Here is a 17,132-nt window from a genome sequence, read left to right on the forward strand (position 1 = left end):
CACGAGCTCCGGAGCACCACCTTGTCGTACGCCGCCGACCCCGCCGCCCCCGCCACCGGCCCGCTGGCCGGGGCCGTGCCCCTGGGCTCGGCGGCCGAACTGCGCGAGCTCCTGGGGACCCCGCACCCGATCGTCATCGACAAGGTCCACGACCGGCTCACCGACGACGACCTGGACCTGCTGGCCCGCTCGCCGCTGTGCACCATGGCCACGTCGGACGCGGCCGGCAACTGCGACGCCACCCCGCGCGGCGACGGCCCCGGCTTCACCCATGTCCTGGACCCGGGCACCATCGCCCTGCCGGACCGCCCGGGAAACCGCCGCGCGGACAGCTTCCACAACATCCTGGCGAACCCGCGCGTGGGCCTGCTCTACCTGATACCCGGCGCGATGGACGTCCTGCGCATCAACGGTCGGGCCGGCATCGTGACGGACGCCCCGTTCTTCGACGCGATGACGGTGAAGGGCCAGCGCCCGAAGCTCGCCCTGGTCGTCGAGATCGACGAGATCTTCCGCCACTGCCCGGCGTCGCTGAAGCGGTCGGGGGTGTGGGCGCCTCAGACGTGGGCGGGGGGCCTCGTCAGCGAAGACTGAGCGACGCTGTTGCCACCACGGCAGTGGCAGAGGGCCGGACGGCGGAACGCAGCAGTACGCCTCACCCGGCCAAGTGCGTGGCCCCGGCTCCGCCCCGGGCCACGGACCGGCGCGGGGGAACGGCTCCGGCCAGGGACGGGCCGGGACTCCCGGACCGAGCAGGCCCGTCGCGAAGCCGTTGGGACCGTCCTGCCACCGTGTGGTCGAGGGCATTCCGCAGCCCCGGTCGTTCTGTCGGTCCCGGTCGATAGCATCCACGGCATGATCGGCGATCCTGTGGCCGGGCTGCGTCTTGCGGGCGCACCGACGGTGGAGCACATCGACTTCGAGGTCCTCGACCGATTCCGCTTCGCGGACGGCGGGGGGTTCCCGGATTCCTACCGGGCGTTCGTGCGCCACGCGGGGTGGGGACGCACCTTCGGGATGTGGCTGTTCTACCCACCGGTCCTGCCGGGGTACGCCGACGGCCTGCGCGGTCGGGGTGAGCGGCTCACGGCGCGTTTTCGCGCGAGCTACCGAGAGGGCGAGACCGAGGGGTTCGACTGGATGACCGAGCCGGACGGCCACTGGTCCCTGGCGGCCTCCCTGGAGGTCTTCGCGTGGAGCGAGAACGGCGACTCCCTTTTGTGGAACACCGCGTCACGCGACGCGAACGGGGAGTTCGCCGTCTGGGAGTCGCGTGGCGGCGACTCGCTGCACCACCTCGGCGCGGGCCTCCGTCAGGCGCTGCCGCTGGTGCGCGCCCGCTCCGGCCACTCCTCCGGGCCCCGCCCGTTCGCCGTGGAGCCCCTCCCCGCCGCGCGACTCTGAACAGGCCGAAGCGCCGATCGTGGTCGATGCGGGCTCGACGCGGCGGGCGGGCCCCTCGGATCCCACCCGCCGTCGTTCCGCTAGCGCGCGGCCGGGGCGGGCTCGCGCCGCATCACCCACAGCGCCGGGCCGCCGCCCGGCAGTGCCGCCTCGCCGAGCACGGTGAAGCCGAAGTGCTCGTAGAAGGGCAGGTTGTCGGGCTTGGAGGACTCCAGGTAGACCGGCAGCCCCGCCGCGTCCGCCTTGGCCAGCCCGGAACGCAGCAGCGCCGCCCCGTGCCCCTGGCCCCGGGCGGCCGGGTCCGCGCCGACGACCGCGAGGTACCAGTGCGGCTCCTTGGGCCCCTGCTGGGCGGCGGCCTCGACGGCCTCCCGGAACAGCGGTGCCCGGTCGCCCAGGATCTCCTCCAGCTCCGCGACGGTCTCCGCGTCGGGAACGGCCTTCTCCTGCCCCTCCGGCGACACCCAGAACGCGGCCGCCGACCCGGTGAGCTCGCACACCCCGTGGCGGCCGTACTGCCGGGTGAAGATCGTGGTGAAGTAACGGACCAGGTCGGGCTCGCGCGAGGCCCCTCCGGGGAAGAACCACCCCATCATCGGGTCGTCGGCGAAGGCGCGGGCCAGGGTGCGGCTGATCGACGGGGCATCGTCGAGCGTGGCCGCCTGCGGCGTGTTCTTTATCGACATACAGGTCATTCTGCATCGCGATGATCTTGAGCGGTGAGGGGGGTCCCGAACGCCGGTCCTCGGACGCCGGCCCCGCCTCCGGACACCCGTCCCCGGACTCCGGGGATAGCCTCCCCGCATGAATCGACGACTGGCCGCGTACGCGGTGTGCATCGAGGACGGGCGGGTGCTGCTCGCGCTTGCCGTGGGTCCGGACGGCGAGAGGACCTGGACCCTCCCGGGCGGCGGGGTCGAGCAATCGGAGGACCCGTACGACACGGTGATCCGGGAAGTCGCCGAGGAAACCGGCCTGGAGGCCGTGGTCGAGCGTCTGCTCGGCGTGGACTCACGCGTGATTCCGGCCGGCGAGCGGCGGCGACCCGATGGGCCCGAGCATCAGAACATCGGCGTCTTCTACCGCGTACGCGTCACCGGCGGCCGACTCCGGCCCGAGCCGAACGGCGACACCGCAGAGTCGGTATGGACCCCGCTGCCCGAGGTCGCCCACCTGTACCGGTCGTCGCTGGTGGACATCGGGCTCGCCCTGGCCCGGACCCTCCCGCCCTCCGGGCACGTCGACCCCGTCCCGGTCGGCGGCCTGATCCAGCACTGATTCCGGACGGGCCTCACATCGGGGCCCTGTCCGCCGGGGCACCGGCAGCCTCCCGCCGGGGCATCGGTCGGCTGCCGTCGGGGCATCGGTCGCCTCCCGTCATTCGCTCCGGGTCGACACGTCGCCGCCGCGTCTCGCCCCCGTCGCTCACTCCCGGGAAAAACGGTTTGCCTGCACCGCGTCGGTCACGACACCATCCGCCCATGACGACAACCACCGCCCTCCTGCTGCCGACTCCCACCGCCCGACCGGTGCGCGTCCAGCAGCAGCCGGGCCGACCGCGAAGGCCCTATCGCCCTCACGCGTGATCACCGCTCTGGTCGCGGGCCTCGTCGCCGGCTACGGCATTGCCGTACCGGTCGGGGCCGTCGCGGCCTACCTGGTGTCCCTGACCGCCCGGACGTCCCTGCGGATCGGGGTGTTCGCCGCCCTGGGCGTCGCGACCGCCGACGGTCTCTACGCGTTCGTCGCCGTGATCGGCGGCTCCACGATCGCGCCCCTCGTCGAGCCGGTCGCGCTTCCTCTGCGGTGGGCTTCCGCCGCGGTGCTCGTCGCACTGGGCCTCTGGACCGGCGTCACGGCCGTCCGCAGCTACCGCAGGGGACGTACGGCGACCGCTGCGGCACCCGGCAACGGGACGGCCCTCACTCCGGCACGTGCCTACGCGGGGCTGCTGGGGATCACGATCATGAACCCTATGACCGTGGTCTACTTCACGGCTCTCGTCCTGGGCAGCGATATCGCGGCCACAGCCGGTCACCCGGAGAGGGTCGTGTTCGTCCTCGCGGCGTTCGCGGCGTCCGCCAGCTGGCAGTCGGTGCTCGTCGGCGGCGGAGCACTCCTCGGCCGCGTGCTGACCGGTGACCGGGGGCAGCTCGTCACGGCCCTGGCCTCCGGCGGCCTGATCACCGCACTCGCCGTGCATCTCGTCGTCTCGGCGTCGTGACACGGCCGGTCTGGGCCGGGCGGACGACGTGCGGCCTTCGGACACGCGACCGGGGCCCTCGCCCCGTCGACAAACGTCGACGGGGCGAGGGCCCCCGGGTACGCGCCGGACCGACGACGCGCTGGGTACGGCCCGGTCCGCCTCAGGCCTTGTGCTGCATCGACGAGCGCGCCGGGTTGCCCTGCTCGCCCGCCTTCGGGTCCTTCTCGCCCGCCTTCGCGCGCACACCCTCCTCGACGCGCTTGCCGAGCGTGGCGTCCACGTTCGTCCAGTACTGGAACGCCCGCTTCAGCACCGGCTCGGTCACCCCGTTCAGCAGGTGGCCGACGATGTTGTCGACCAGCCGGTCCCGCGCCGCGTCGTCCAGGACCTCGCGGACCATCGTGCCCGCCTGGCCCCAGTCGTCGTCCTCGGCGTGGTCCACGTAGGCGGCCCGGGTGATGTCGCCGTCGGCGTACCAGCTCGGCGGGGTGCCGTAGCGCTCCGTGTCGGCCGCCGGGCCGCCCTTGGAGTTCGGGGCGTAGACCGGGTCGGAGGTCTTCCGGTACGCCATCGCCCCGTCCTTGGAGTACGTGTTCACGGGGGCGACGGGGGCGTTGACGGGAAGCTGCTGATAGTTGCCGCCGATGCGGTGGCGGTGCGCGTCCGCGTAGCTGAACAGCCGGCCCAGCAGCATGCGGTCCGGGCTCGGGCCGATGCCGGGGACGAAGTTGTTCGGCTGGAAGGCCGCCTGCTCGATCTCGGCGTGGTTGTCCGTGGGGTTGCGGTTCAGCGTCATCCTGCCGACCTCGATCAGCGGGTAGTCGCCGTGCGGCCACACCTTGGTCAGGTCGAACGGGTTGAACCGGTAGTCCTTCGCGTCCTCGTACGGCATGACCTGGACCTTCAGCGTCCAGCTCGGGTACTCCCCGTCGCGGATGTGCTCGAAGAGATCACGCGTGTGGTAGTCCGTGTCCACGGCGGCCATCTGGTCGGCCTCGTGCTGCGTGAACGTCTCGACGCCCTGGTCGGTCTTGAAGTGGTACTTCACCCAGAACTGCTTGCCCTCGGCGTTGATCCACATGTACGTGTGCGAGGTGTAGCCGTTCATGTGGCGCCAGGTCCGCGGGATGCCCCGGTCCCCCATCAGCCAGGTGACCTGGTGGGCCGACTCGGGCGAGAGGGTCCAGAAGTCCCACTGCATGTCGTGGTCGCGGAGGTTGTTGTCCGCGCGGCGCTTCTGGGACCGGATGAAGTGCTGGAACTTCATCGGGTCCTTCACGAAGAACACGGGGGTGTTGTTGCCCACCATGTCGTAGTTGCCTTCGCTGGTGTAGAACTTCACCGCGAAGCCGCGCGGGTCCCGCCAGGTGTCCGGGCTGCCCCGCTCCCCGGCGACGGTGGAGAACCTGATGACCAGGTCGGTCGAGGCGCCGGGCTGGAACAGCGCGGCCTTCGTGTACGGGGAGACGTCCCCGGTCACCTCGAACGTGCCGAAGGCGCCGCTTCCCTTGGCGTGCGGCTGGCGTTCGGGGATGCGTTCGCGGTTGAACTGGGCCATCTGCTCGATCAGGTAGGAGTCCTGGAGCAGGATCGGCCCGCCCGGGCCGACGGTGAGCGAATGCTCGTCGCTCTCCACCGGGGCGCCGGAGTCGGAGGTGGTCGGCTTGCGCGAGGTGTCGGTCATGTCGTCGTTTCCTCTTGTTTGTCTTCCGCAGACGTGTCGGCGATGGCTCCCACTACGGCTGCCCTACAGACCCTCTGCCAATGTAGGCAAACGTGGACGAATCGACCCGTCGAGGAACCGCTCCCGACCGAGCTCCCCGCCGCGTCGGCGGGGCCGCCGCCCCGGCACCCTCGTGGCGCCCGGAGCCCTCCGCGTATCCCCGATACGGAAGCTCACACATCGGCCGCCGGGCCGGACGCCGCCAGGGACCCGCCCCTGGCCCGGGGCTCTCCCATTCGCCTGCCCGCGTTACGCCGGACGGGAGCGGAACGGAACGGAACAGACCGGAACCGACGGGAGCGGAGAAGGGCGCGCGAGCGCCACCCGCGCCGACAGAGCCGACAGAGCCGACTGAGTACTTTTCCCCTCCCCTCTGAGTACGGCACCGACTCCGCCCGCCGGACCGAACCGTGCGAGTCTTCACCCCACGGAGCCGGGGGGCTCCGGTCACCGGTCTTGGGTGATGGGGCGGGATGGGGACGAAGCCGTGGATCTGTTCGATGTGGAGCTGGGCGGACGGGACGAGCCCTCGGGGGGACCCGGGGGCAGTTGCTCCTGGGTCACCGCCGTGATCCTCGGGATTCTGGTGTTGCTGGCGGTGCTGGTGCACACGTTCTTCGGGTGGGCGCGGGACCTCCTCGGCGCCCTGATCTCGTAACGGCACCCCGTCAGCCGCGCCGCCGCGCCTCCACCGCGTCACGGGTGTCCTCGGCGATCAGGGCGCCGTTGATCGCCGATGCCGCCATGAGGCCGGCCGCTGCGGCGCCGATGACCTGCTCGGTGAGGCGGGTGACATTGCCCGCCGCCCAGACCCCGGGGACCTCCGTCGCACCGGTCGGGTCGGTGGGGATGTACGTGCCGATCACCTCGCCCCCCATCTCCTGGGCGACCGGGACCAGCCCCAGCGATTCCAGTACGGCCGAACGCGCGACGAAGCGCGCCTGGACCACCAGCGCCTCGCGCGGGATCACCCGGCCGCCCGCCAGCCGTACGCCGGTGAACCGGTCGTCCGCCACCTCCAGGCCCGTGACCTCGCCGTCCACCACCGCCACGCCCCGGGCCGCCAGCTCCTCGTACTCCTCGTCCGTCGGCTCCGGGCCCGTGTGGCGGAAGAGGGTGACGTCCTCGCTCCACTGCCGCCACATCAGCGCCTGGTGCACGGCGAGGGCCCCGGTGGCGAGCACGCCGATCGGGCGGTCCGCCACCTCGCGACCGTGGCAGTACGGGCAGTGCAGCACCTCGCGCCCCCAACGCTCCGCCAGGCCGGGGACGGGCGGCAGCTCGTCGACGAGCCCCGTCGTCACCAGCAGCCTGCGCGCCTCGACGCTCCGGCCGTCCTCCGTCGCCACCCGGAAGCCCCGATCCCCCGGCAGCCGCTCGGCCGAGGCCACCCGGCCCTCGACGATCTCCGCCCCGTACCCGGCGGCCTCGCCCCGGCCGATCGCCAGCAGTTCGCCGGGCGGGGTCGACTCGCGGCCCAGGTAGTTGTGCACATGGGACGCGGGCGCGTTACGGGGCTCGCCCGCATCGATCACCAGGACCGAACGCCGGGCCCGCGCCAGGGTCAGCGCCCCGCTCAGGCCGGCCGCACCGCCGCCCACGATCACCACGTCGTACCGCTGCTGCTTCATGTCGTCGCTCCTGCTCTCCATGCGGATCACCTCCGGTTGATGAAGAGAGTGCGCCCATGAGGCCGAAACGACAAACATCCTTGCCGAAACAGCAACTCACGCGATGCTGAACTCGCACCACACGATCTTGCCGGGGTTCCGCTCCCCCACCCCCCACTTGTCCGACAGCGCCGCGACCAGCAGCAGCCCGCGCCCACCCTCGTCGTCGGGCCCCGGCATCCCGTCGGCCGGGCGCACCTCGCCGCCGCCACTGTCGTGCAGCTCGACGCGGAGCGCGTTCTCGATCCGCTCCAGATAGATGTGGACCTTGAAGCCGCGCCCCGGCGGAACACCGTGGCGGAGGGCATTGGTCGCCAGTTCGGTTACGCAGAGCAGCACATCGTCCGTGCGCTTCTCGCACTCCCACTCGACCAGCGCCTTGCGGGTGAACTTGCGCACGACCGGGATCGACCTGCGCTCACGGCAGTAGAAGGCGGCGCGGTAGTAGGGGAGTTGAGTTGTCTCGTTCATGCTTCCACGCTCACACGCTGTAACTAGGCTTCAGCAGAGCCCAGAGACGTACAAACGGTTTTGTACGGGTTCTGACGGGTTGACAGCGGGACCGGAACGGGGAGAGCCAGGTCATGCAACCGGGAAAGCAGAGCGGCATCAGGCGGGTTACTTCGTGGCAACTGGTCGGGGCGCAGCTACGCCACTTCCGCAGACTCGCCGGGCTCACACAGGCCGCCCTCGCTGAGCAGGCCGGGGTGGGCGAGGACACCATCGCCTCGATCGAGCAAGGGCGACGGGCGCTTCAGCTGGACATGGCCATCCAGCTCGATGAACTACTGGACACCAAGGGCACCTTGCGGGTCGCGGTGGAGAAGATCCCGCGCAAGGAGCGCTATCAGGCGCTGGTGAAGGACTTCGTGCAGTACGAGCAGAACGCAGTGAGCCTGCTCTGGTACGAGTCCCAGCTCGTACCAGGACTGCTCCAGACCGAGTCGTACGCACGCTTCGTCTTTGGCTGCACCTACCCACCGCTCGAAGAGGAGGAGATCGAGAAACGGGTTACGGACCGTCTCGACCGCCAGAAGATCCTGGAGCGCAAGCCCCGGCCGATCCTCCACTTCATCCTGGAGGAGAGCATCCTGCACACGCAGCTGGGCGACCCCGAAGTGATGCGTGAGCAGCTTCTCCACCTGCGGCGCTGCATGGACCTGCCATTCGTCACCATCCAAATCATGCCCCGCAGCACCCCTCGGCACGCCGGGCTCTCGGGGCCGCTCATCCTGCTGGAGACACCAGACCACGACGGGCTCGCCTACATCGACGGCCAGTTGCGTGGAGAGCTGTACGACGAGCCAGCCGACGTCAGCGCGCTTATGCAGAGGTATGGGATGCTGCGTTCCCAGGCGCTCACCGTCGCGGAGAGCACCCGGCTACTGGATGCACTGCTTGACGCACTGCTTGGAGAGACATGCCCCGCGCAGCACACCCCGGTCCCACAGCCCTCCACTGGTTCAAGTCCAGCTACAGCAACGGTGACGGCGGAGCCTGCGTCGAAGTCGCCGCCCACCCCTCCGCCGTCCACGTCCGCGACTCCAAGGTGACCGACGGCCCCGTCCTCACCGTCGAGCCCGCCGCCTGGAGCGCCTTCGTCCACGGCAGCGCGGCCGTCTGAGCCGCACCCGTTCACGAAAAAGGGCCCGCCCCGCCCCCGGCCACCAACTCGGCCGGAAGCGGGGCGGTTTCCGTCTGGGCGGACGGGATCAGTAACGCACCCACAGCTCGTACACGCCCGCCTTGCCCGCGAACGGGTTGCAGATGAAGACGCGGCTCCAGAGAGCGTTGTCAGCGCCGGCGTTCCCTACGGCCTGGCACTCCGCCAGGCTGCCGTGGTGGCTGCGGAGGAAGAAGCCGGGGCCCGTCGCGGAGGCGGTCGACGCGGTGCCGAGCAGCATCGCGCCGGCGGTCGCCACGGTCACCGCGAGAGCGGCAATACGTCTGTGCATGTCGGTAACTCCCTTTTCAGTCGACGCACATGACTGTGCATCAGTGAATGGTCAGAGCCGAACCGATCAGCGCGCGCCGCCGAGAGAAAGCTAGCGAGCCGGGCGCGCCCGCACAATAGGTCTGGACCAATAAGGCATCGCATATGCCCCATGGCCGTAAACCTGTGCCCTGCCGCATATTTCGTGCGGCTCGCTCAGCCCCCGGCCGTCCGCTCCACCGGGATCCACAGCTCCGCCTCCGCCCGCTTCCCCTCCTCCGACAGCCGCACCCGCAGGATCTCCGGGCCCGGCCGGGAGGCGTACGGGTTCGACGGGAACCACTGGGTGAAGACGTCCCGCCAGAGGTACTGGAGGGCCTGCGGGAACTCCCCCTCGTTCTCGAAGACCGCCCAGGTCCCCGCCGGTACGTCCAGGGCGTCCAGGCCCTCCGGAGGCTCCGCCCCGCTCACCACCCCGTGGTAGTAGTCGAGTTCGGTGCCTTCCGCGCGGCTCGGGTCGAGCTGGTCGCTCACCCCGACGATCCCCGCCGGCTCCTGGTCGGAGAGGGCCGCGATGCGGTCCAGCTCCTCCCGGCCGATCCCCCGGATGAACTCCGCGATGGCCGGATTCGGCCCCTCGTGGATAAGCGGGACGCGGGCCTTCCTGCCCACCACCCGGAATGCGTCCTTCTCCACCAGCTTGTACCGCATGGCCGTACTCCCTTCGACGACGAGTCGGAAGGTCAGTCGTTGCTGGGACCGCAGAACCGCGCCGCTTCGCCGGGCCTCGCCGGGGCCGATGCCGTGCACGGCCCGGAAGGCGCGGGCGAAGCCCTCCCCCGTGTCGTAGCCGTACCGCACCGCCACGTCCAGCAGCGTCCGGTCGGGGGCGCCGAGCACCTCGGCTCCCGCGACCGTCATGCGGCGACGGCGGATGTACTCCGACAGCGGGAGGCCCGCGAGCGCGGAGAACATCCGGCGGAAGTGGTACTCCGACGTCATCGCGATCCGCGCGAGCTCCGCCGCCTCGATGCGCTCACCGAGGTGTGCCTCGATGTGCTCCATCGCGTCGTTCAGCCGTTCCAGCAACCGCTGACTCCTTCCCTTGCTCGTTCACCGTAGGAAGGGGCCATCCTGCCGGACCCGACCTTCCGTGCCCGGATCGGTCGGTCCGGGCGGAGGGCTACTTCCCGGGCTTCGCCAGCAGCTCCACCAGGGCCGAGAAGCTGTCCGCACCGTGCCCCGCCTCCATGCCCCGGCGGAACAGGTCGACGACGGCGGCCGGGAGGGCGGTGTCGACTCCCGCGTCGGCGTTGGTCTGCAGGACGTGCTCGACGCTCGCCATCCCCATGGCCAGGCGGTCCACGTCGCCGACGTGCACTCCCGCGTCGATGCGGTCGGCGTAGAAGGCGAAGAACTGCGGGAGGGAGTTCGCCGTGTCATCGGCGTGCGGCAGGAAGTCGGCCGCCGTCAGGCCGTTCGCGCGGGCGAGGGCGACGGCCTGCCAGTAGCCCAGCATGGCGGTCCAGAACATGCCCACGCCAAGCTGGTAGAGCAGCGCGGCACGCCCCGGGTCCTCGCCGTGGTGCTCGGCCCGGCCCGTCAGCGCTTCGAGCACCGCCCGGTGCCGGTCGAACACTTCGCGCGGCCCGCTGTAGAAAGTCGACGACTCGGGCTGCCCGATGCCGGACGGAGGCGAGTTGACACCGCCGGTGAGCTGTACCGCGCCGTACCCGGCAGCCCAGTGCGCCCCGGCGCGGGCCTCCTCGGGTGTGGCGGAGGTGAGGTTCAGCAGGACCCGGCCGCCCAGGGCCGGTGCGGCGGGCTCCAGTACGGCGCGGACCGCCGCGTAGTCCGTGAGGCTGAGGATGACCACCTCGTTCGCCGCGACGGCATCGGCGGGATTCGGCGCGAGGGCCGCCCCCCGGGCCACCAGGTCGTCCGCGCGGGAAGCGGTGCGGTTCCAGACGGTGACCGCGTATCCGCGGTCGAGTAACGCCGCCGCCATGGCCCGGCCCATCGGGCCCAGCCCCATGACGGTGACCGAGTGCTGCGCGCTGCTCATCGCCGTGCCTCCAACTGGTTGGTCAGGACGGGGAGTCGGCACCCGCCCCGACTAGAACGATCGCTCTATCTAGAGCACGTCGAGAAGCTAGCACAGCTCTAGAACGAACGCTCTACTTAGTGCCCGCTACAGTGACGGCATGCAGACCAGCACCCGGGACCGGATCGTCGTGGCGACCGCCCGCCTTCTCCAGCGGCAGGGCTACGTCGGCACCGGCATCAAGCAGATCGCCTCGGAGTCGCAGGCCACGCTCGGATCGATCTACCACTTCTTCCCGGGCGGCAAGGAGGCCGTCGCCGTCGCCGCGATCCGGTACAGCGCTCAGGAGTTCGCGGCGCTCCTGGGGGAAGCCCTGGACAGTGAGCCCGACCCGGCGGAGGCGGTGCTCTCCTGCACCCGCCAGTTGGCCGCCGGACTCAAGGAGTCGGGCTGGGTCGACGGCTGCCCGGTGACGGCGGCGGCCCTGGAGACGCTCGGGACCGGATCGGACCTCCAGCAGGTCTGCGCCGACGCGCTGAACGGCTGGGAGCGGCTCGTCCGCGACAAGTTGCTGGGCTGCGGGTTCCCGGCGGAGGACGCCCGGGAGCTGGCGACCACCGTCATCAGCGCCATGGAGGGCGCCGAGGTCACGGCCCAGGTCAACCGGAGCGAGGACCCCCTCCTGGCGGCGGGCCGGCAGTTGGCCCGCCTCGTGCGGTCGTACGGAGTCGGTACGCCGGGCCGCTGAGGTACGACCAGGAGCCGGGGCACGACCGGGAGACTCCGGGAACGGAAAAAGGGTTGGGCGGCGGCCCTTCGGCCGCCGCCCAACCCTTCCGTTCCCAGCCGGTTCAGCTGAGCTTGGCGCCTTCCACGGTGCTGGTGACCGTGCCGGCGGTGGAGGTGGTGGCCCCCGCCGCGCCGTCGACCAGCTGGCCGAGTTCGCCGACGTTGTCCAGCGCCCCCAGCGAGACGGGCGGTTCGGCCGCGTGAGCGGTGTCCCCGCCGCCCGGGGGCGGGGAGATGGCGGCGATGACCGCTCCGGTGGCGAGGGTGACGACGGCAAGTAGGCTTCGCTTCTTCATGCCCGGTTCAACGGCCCGGGGCCGGGAAAGGGCACGCCCCAGATTTTTCGCGTGCCGGCCGTGGCGCGTCACGACACCACGCGGCGGCGGTCCGCCCGGCGCGACTCTCCAGCCGCCGGAACCATGGACGCGGCGCCGCCGGGAAAGCACGCCCGTCCCACCTCGGGGGTCACCGCCCGCACCCCGCGGCCTAGTCTGTGCCCATGCTCGTCTACGCCCCGGCGGCGCTCCTCTTCCTCGTCTTCTGCGTGAGCGTGCTGCACGAGCGCCGCAAGTTCAGCAACGCCGTCCTCCTCGGCCTCGCCGTGCTCTGCGCGCTGGGGGCCTTGCTGTACCGGCTGGTCGGCTCCGGATCGCCCTTGGTGCCCTACGTCGTCGGGGCGCTGGTGGCACTGGGGGCGGTGGCCCTGCTCGTGCTGGTGTGCTTCCTGTTCCTCAACGGCGTACGCATGCTGCGCAAGGAGGGCAGAAGCCCCTCCCACCTGCTGTCGTTGCTGGCCGCGTTCGCCGTCCTCGGCGTGGTCGCCCTGCTGGTCGCGGCAGCCGTGCTGCGGACTCCGGTGCTGATCGGGGTGGCATCGGCGGCCGGTGGGCTGGCGCTCTACTTCTCGTTCCTGTTCCTGTGCTTCGTCTGCTACGCGTTCCTGTACGGGCGGCTGCGAGTGCGCCGCAAGGCCGACTTCGTGGTGGTGCTGGGTTCGGGGCTGATCGGCGGTTCCACGGTGCCCCCGCTGCTGGCGAGCCGGCTGAAGCGGGGACGCGAGGTCCACGAGCGGCTCTCCCGGCGCGGCGGGTCCCCCGTGCTGATCACCTCGGGCGGACAGGGGCCCGACGAGAAGCTGCCGGAGTCCCACGCGATGGCCGACCACCTGGTGGCCGAGGGGTTCCCGGCCGGCCTCATCGAACGGGAGGACCGCTCGCGGAACACCGAGGAGAATCTGCGCTTCAGCAAAAAGATCATGGAGGAGGCCAAGCCCGACTACCGGTGCGTGGTCGTCACGAACAACTACCACGCCTTCCGGGCCGCCCTCATCGCCCGACGGGTCCGCATCCGGGGGCAGGTGGTGGGCTCCCCCACGGCCGCGTACTTCTGGCCCAACGCGATGCTCCGCGAGTTCGCCGCGATCCTCGTGGACTACCGGCAGAGCAACGCGGCGATGTGCGTGATCATCGTCCTCGGCGGGGTGGCCGCCTGGTGGGCGAGCTGAAGGCAGGAGCCGCCTGCGTCACCAGTTGCACATGTTTCCCGCACAACTACCCCACATATGAATAAGGTTGATCGCGTCCGCATCGCAGATGCGCACCAACGGTCAACTGACAAAGGGGGGTCAGGTGTCCCGACACCTGTACACGAGCAGCCGCAACCGCCGTACCGGACGGACCGCGGGAGCGGCGGCGATCGCGGTGGTGCTGGCCGGGGGGCTCGCCACACTGCCCGTCACGGCGCAGGCGGCCGGGACGGCAGAAGCGGCCGCGGCCGCCGAAGTCCTGATACCCGCGCCCGACGCCTTCGGCGAGGGGCCCGAGAAGATCCTGGCGACCGGCAGGTACGGGGTACTGCACCGCGAGGGCGACGACTACCTCTGGACCAACTCGTACAACAGCCGGACCAGGGTCGTCACCGAGCTCGCGTCGGTGCCGGAGAACCTGCTCGTGGGCGGCCACGACGAGCACAACCGGGCCATCTACACCCAGCAGCGCGCGGACGGCGGGACGGACGTCGTACGGATCGGCATCGAGGACCCCGCCTTCAACAGCACGATGACCGTGCCCGCCGGCTATCTCAACCTTCGCTTCGCCGGTGCCTGGGTGGTGGTGACCGTCGACAAGGGCGACGGGACGTACGAGATGCGGGTGGCCCGGGGCGGGGCGCAGTCGGCGGACCCCGTCGTGCGGCTGCCCGCCGGAGCCACCACGGACGCCCGGCCCGTGGTGCTCGGCGCACAGGGCAGCGAGGTCCTCATCGGCTACCGCCTCGCGGACGGCTCCCCGGGCTACGGCATCCTGACCGCCTACGACGGCCGGGTGAAGCCGCTGCCCGTGACCGGGGACGCGAGCAGTTTCCGCCTCACCCAGATGACCGTGAGCTGGTTCTCGCGCAACGGCAGCGGCGGCCAAGGGGTCCGGGTGATGCCGCGGAGCGGCACGGGCACGCCCCAGGTCATTCCGCTCGCCACACAGTCCCCGGACAGTGAGGTCACCTCGTTCGTGGTGGACGACAACATCGTCTGGCACGAGGGGGCCGGCGGCCCGCTGCGGCTCACGCCCATCACCGGCGCGGACACCGAGCGCACGCTCCTGCCCACGGTCGAGTTCACCCAGCTCCGGGCCGAGGGCTACGGGGACGTGCTGGCGCTCGGCAAGGACGCCGACGGCAAGCGGGCCATCCACGTGTTCCACCAGAACGGCATCGGGATCATCTCCGACCTGGTGATGCGTGAGGTCCCGAAGGTCAGGACGGCGGACGGCGAGATCGGGGCGCTGAGCCTCGACCGGGGGCGGCTGCGGTACGTCAACTCGCTGGTCGGGAAGGACACCTTGCACGGCAAGGCCGTCGGGACCGGCCTCGACCCGGCGGAGGGCGCACGGCTCGCCGACTTCCCCGGTCTCGCGGCAGGCCGTTTCGCCGACGGCACGGACGAGGGTCTGGCCCGGCTGGTCACCGATCCCGGCACCGGTGCCGACGTGCTCGTGACCGGCGACGACCCCGACCAGGAGGCCCCGGGTCTGCCCCTGCCCGGCACGGGCGGACGCATCCTCGGCGCCTCACCGGAGTTCGTGCTGTACCAGGCCGGCGGCCGGCAGTACGTCGTCGACACCGCCCGCGACCTCGTCGTCCGCGACCAGCCGGCACAGGGCGCGGTGCTGGACGGCGACCGGCTGGTCAAGTCGGCCCCGAGCAAGCCCGGCACGGTGAACGTGGTCAACCCGCGCACCGGCACGGTGACCGGGACCCACGACATCGGCTCCGACTGCGTCCCCGGTGAACTGCAGCGCAGCGGAACCCTGTTGTACTGGAGCTGCGCCTCCGAGGACGCGGCGGGCGTGTACGACACGGCGAGCCACCGCGACTACCCCGCCCCGGTGTCGGGGGTGCTGCTGGGCGACCGTTTCCTGGCCGCGCGCGACGCGTCCGGGGATCTGCGCCTCACCGCCCTCGGGTCCGACGGCTCCACCGCGGACCTGGGCACCGTCACGGGGGTGAAGCCGGCCGCGACCGGCGACGGCCGCGGTTCGACCTGGACCCTGGACGCGGACGCGGGCAAGCTCGCCTGGGTCGGGACCGATGACACCGTCCACGTCACCGCCCCGCAGCAGGCCGTCTCCCCCTTGAGCGTCACCCACAGCACCGTGCCCGCCACCTCGGCGGGCGAGTGGGGCGCCGCGTGGTGGCTCTCCAAGCCGGCGGCGTCCTGGCGGCTCACGCTCACCCGGCGCTCGACCGGTGAGGTCGTCCGCACCTGGACGGGCGAGGAAACGCGCGGCACGGTACGCGTCGGCTGGGACGGTACGTCCGCCTCCGGCGATCCCGTACCGACCGGCGGCTACACCTGGAGGCTGACCGCCGCCCCCTCGGACGGCACGGGCGCGGACGCCACGGCCTCGGGCACGTTGCGGGTCACCGGCTGAGCACGGCCCGCACGGCGGGAAACAACCCCTCAGGGGTTGTTTCCCGCCGCCTGCGCGGTGGCGGCCCTCGCCTGGCTCCGGCGGTCGAACGCGACCTGTGCCGCCGCCCGCAGCTCCACGTAGAAGGGATGGTTCTGGTCCGTCTCCCACAGGTGGAGATAGACCAGCATCTGGTTGATCACGGTGTCGTACTCGACCAGCGTGCCGGACGCCTGGCCCGCCGCCGCGTCCCAGGCGATGAGCTGCGCCTGCTGCTCGGGGGTGATCTTGCCCGCCGCGGCGAAGGAGTCCGCGTACTTCTTCAGCTTGCCGCTCTCGCCGCCGTACCCCAGTTTCTCCTCCAGCATCCGCTGCTGGAAGTCGCTGAATCCGGCGCCCCCTTCGAGGGTCCGCCGCAGGCGGGCGAGTGCGTCCCTGCGCTCCTCGGCCAGCGCTGTGACCTGGGCGTCGGTCGCGCCGGCCCGCACCAGTTCCATCACCGGGCTGCTCCCGAACGCCTGGTGGGCCGCGACGTGGGTCAGCTCGTGGGCGACGTGCCCGAGCATGAAGGAGGAGCCGCCCCTGGCCTGGGTGTCGACGTTGAACGTGAACGCGGGGTCCTGATCGGCGGCGCTGGTGAGCTTCATGCCGGGCATGCCGCCCCGCGGGTACTGCTTCACGGTCACCAGGCCCACCACGGCCATCAGTTCATCGATGACCGCGCGGGTCTCCGCGGGCAGCCTCTCGTCCCCCCGGAGTTCGCCGAGGTCGCGGATCAAGCCGTCCACCAGGGCGGTGAACTCGGGCCCCGACATCTTCTGCGACGCCTTCTGGGCCTCGCCGGCCTGGGCCCGGACGTCCATGTCCGGGTCCTCGTTCGCGGTCACCATCCGGTCGACCTCGGTCAGCAGCCCCCGGAAGACCGCCTCGGCGATCTCCGACTGCGTCCCCTCCGCCTCGCCCTTGAGCCGCTCCACTCCGGCGACGCGGTTCCCTCCCTCGGGCTTGTGGGAGACATAGTCCTCGCATGCCCTGACGATGTCTCTGAGGGCGTACCACCGCGCTACCTCACCAGTGTCCGGCAGGGCGTAGAACGCCCGCAGCGCCTCGTCCACCTTGCTGATCTCCGACGTGTTCCGCTTGCCCGTGATGCGCTTGGAGCTCTGCTTGAACTCGTCCTCGGTCATCATCCGGGACACCGTGATCATGCGCGTCACGGCCGTGTTGCCCAGGGTTCCCTGGAGGCTCCCGGGGGTACGAGGGCCCCGGCCGTCGTGCCGGTCCGCCGTCCGGGCCACGGGGGCGGGCCGCTGCCGGTCGTGGTCCTGGGCCGGGGTCTCGTGGGTATGCATGACGTCACGCTAGGCGGGCGCGCCGGACGGTGCCCAGGGACGGGAGGGCAGCATCCGGGCGGACCGGGGCACCGCCCGCTGCCTCTCCCGGACGGGCGGACGTAGG

At 71.3% G+C, this 17,132-nt stretch carries 18 protein-coding genes and 1 pseudogene; 10 read left to right on the forward strand and 9 right to left on the reverse strand.

All coding sequences use genetic code 11. The annotated features are described in order from the left end of the window. The first annotated feature begins 21 nt into the window (after positions 1-21). Both IE272_RS04855 and IE272_RS04860 read left to right on the forward strand, forming a co-directional pair. Positions 22-594 carry an MSMEG_1061 family FMN-dependent PPOX-type flavoprotein gene (locus IE272_RS04855; protein ID WP_073957579.1) on the forward strand — a complete coding sequence of 191 codons (573 nt, stop codon included), beginning with the start codon at positions 22-24 and terminating at the stop codon, positions 592-594. A gap of 261 nt (positions 595-855) precedes the next feature. Next, positions 856-1,404: a hypothetical protein gene (locus tag IE272_RS04860; protein ID WP_050362430.1), complete on the forward strand. Its 549-nt coding sequence runs from the start codon at positions 856-858 to the stop codon at positions 1,402-1,404. An 80-nt stretch (positions 1,405-1,484) separates the two neighbouring features. Here the strand turns inward: IE272_RS04860 and IE272_RS04865 are convergent, their stop codons facing one another. Beyond that, positions 1,485-2,099: a GNAT family N-acetyltransferase gene (locus tag IE272_RS04865; RefSeq protein WP_073957581.1), complete on the reverse strand. Its 615-nt coding sequence runs from the start codon at positions 2,097-2,099 to the stop codon at positions 1,485-1,487. A 109-nt stretch (positions 2,100-2,208) separates the two neighbouring features. On the opposite strand from IE272_RS04865, the gene IE272_RS04870 reads away from it, so the two are divergent. After that, positions 2,209-2,682, forward strand: coding sequence for an NUDIX hydrolase (locus IE272_RS04870; RefSeq protein ID WP_057665967.1), 474 nt, complete (start codon positions 2,209-2,211; stop codon positions 2,680-2,682). A 304-nt stretch (positions 2,683-2,986) separates the two neighbouring features. Then, positions 2,987-3,628 carry a LysE/ArgO family amino acid transporter gene (locus IE272_RS04875; protein ID WP_050362427.1) on the forward strand — a complete coding sequence of 214 codons (642 nt, stop codon included), beginning with the start codon at positions 2,987-2,989 and terminating at the stop codon, positions 3,626-3,628. 142 nt (positions 3,629-3,770) lie between these two features. Here the strand turns inward: IE272_RS04875 and IE272_RS04880 are convergent, their stop codons facing one another. Then, the gene (locus IE272_RS04880) at positions 3,771-5,294 is read right to left on the reverse strand and encodes a catalase (protein ID WP_050362426.1); all 1,524 of its coding nucleotides are present in this window, start codon (positions 5,292-5,294) and stop codon (positions 3,771-3,773) included. Between the two features lie 526 nt (positions 5,295-5,820). Between IE272_RS04880 and IE272_RS04885 the strand changes: the two genes are divergently transcribed. Continuing rightward, the gene (locus IE272_RS04885) at positions 5,821-5,991 is read left to right on the forward strand and encodes a hypothetical protein (protein ID WP_176739512.1); all 171 of its coding nucleotides are present in this window, start codon (positions 5,821-5,823) and stop codon (positions 5,989-5,991) included. 10 nt (positions 5,992-6,001) lie between these two features. Here the strand turns inward: IE272_RS04885 and IE272_RS04890 are convergent, their stop codons facing one another. Beyond that, positions 6,002-6,985: an NAD(P)/FAD-dependent oxidoreductase gene (locus tag IE272_RS04890; protein ID WP_229897206.1), complete on the reverse strand. Its 984-nt coding sequence runs from the start codon at positions 6,983-6,985 to the stop codon at positions 6,002-6,004. A gap of 75 nt (positions 6,986-7,060) precedes the next feature. Continuing rightward, positions 7,061-7,474 (reverse strand): ATP-binding protein, encoded by a 414-nt coding sequence (locus IE272_RS04895; protein ID WP_190006340.1) that lies wholly within the window; start codon positions 7,472-7,474, stop codon positions 7,061-7,063. Positions 7,475-7,587: 113 nt separating this feature from the next. On the opposite strand from IE272_RS04895, the gene IE272_RS04900 reads away from it, so the two are divergent. Both IE272_RS04900 and IE272_RS39270 read left to right on the forward strand, forming a co-directional pair. Next, positions 7,588-8,556: a helix-turn-helix domain-containing protein gene (locus IE272_RS04900; RefSeq protein ID WP_190006341.1), complete on the forward strand. Its 969-nt coding sequence runs from the start codon at positions 7,588-7,590 to the stop codon at positions 8,554-8,556. Next, positions 8,517-8,627 (forward strand): annotated as a pseudogene (locus IE272_RS39270) (DUF397 domain-containing protein); the annotation flags it as partial. The gene IE272_RS04900 and the pseudogene IE272_RS39270, both read left to right, overlap by 40 nt. An 88-nt stretch (positions 8,628-8,715) precedes the next feature. Here the strand turns inward: IE272_RS39270 and IE272_RS04905 are convergent. From IE272_RS04905 to IE272_RS04915, 3 genes are all read right to left on the reverse strand, one after another. Beyond that, complete coding sequence (locus tag IE272_RS04905) at positions 8,716-8,958, reverse strand: hypothetical protein (protein WP_050362421.1); 243 nt, start codon at positions 8,956-8,958, stop codon at positions 8,716-8,718. A 194-nt stretch (positions 8,959-9,152) separates the two neighbouring features. Continuing rightward, positions 9,153-10,025: an AraC family transcriptional regulator gene (locus IE272_RS04910; protein WP_057665954.1), complete on the reverse strand. Its 873-nt coding sequence runs from the start codon at positions 10,023-10,025 to the stop codon at positions 9,153-9,155. Positions 10,026-10,119: 94 nt separating this feature from the next. Beyond that, complete coding sequence (locus IE272_RS04915) at positions 10,120-11,001, reverse strand: NAD(P)-dependent oxidoreductase (RefSeq protein ID WP_190006342.1); 882 nt, start codon at positions 10,999-11,001, stop codon at positions 10,120-10,122. 139 nt (positions 11,002-11,140) lie between these two features. On the opposite strand from IE272_RS04915, the gene IE272_RS04920 reads away from it, so the two are divergent. Then, positions 11,141-11,728, forward strand: a complete 588-nt coding sequence (locus tag IE272_RS04920; RefSeq protein WP_190006343.1) for a TetR/AcrR family transcriptional regulator — start codon at positions 11,141-11,143, stop codon at positions 11,726-11,728. Between the two features lie 103 nt (positions 11,729-11,831). Here the strand turns inward: IE272_RS04920 and IE272_RS04925 are convergent, their stop codons facing one another. After that, positions 11,832-12,065 (reverse strand): hypothetical protein, encoded by a 234-nt coding sequence (locus IE272_RS04925; RefSeq protein WP_050362417.1) that lies wholly within the window; start codon positions 12,063-12,065, stop codon positions 11,832-11,834. A gap of 203 nt (positions 12,066-12,268) precedes the next feature. On the opposite strand from IE272_RS04925, the gene IE272_RS04930 reads away from it, so the two are divergent. After that, complete coding sequence (locus IE272_RS04930) at positions 12,269-13,273, forward strand: YdcF family protein (RefSeq protein ID WP_057665947.1); 1,005 nt, start codon at positions 12,269-12,271, stop codon at positions 13,271-13,273. A gap of 124 nt (positions 13,274-13,397) precedes the next feature. Beyond that, the gene (locus tag IE272_RS04935; protein WP_190006344.1) at positions 13,398-15,695 is read left to right on the forward strand and encodes a FlgD immunoglobulin-like domain containing protein; all 2,298 of its coding nucleotides are present in this window, start codon (positions 13,398-13,400) and stop codon (positions 15,693-15,695) included. Positions 15,696-15,724: 29 nt separating this feature from the next. On the opposite strand, the gene IE272_RS04940 is transcribed toward IE272_RS04935, so the two are convergent. Next, positions 15,725-17,026 (reverse strand): hypothetical protein, encoded by a 1,302-nt coding sequence (locus IE272_RS04940; protein WP_056704080.1) that lies wholly within the window; start codon positions 17,024-17,026, stop codon positions 15,725-15,727. Positions 17,027-17,132 lie beyond the last annotated feature (106 nt).

The sequence above is a fragment of the Streptomyces anulatus genome (assembly GCF_014650675.1).
Lineage (GTDB): Bacteria > Actinomycetota > Actinomycetes > Streptomycetales > Streptomycetaceae > Streptomyces > Streptomyces anulatus.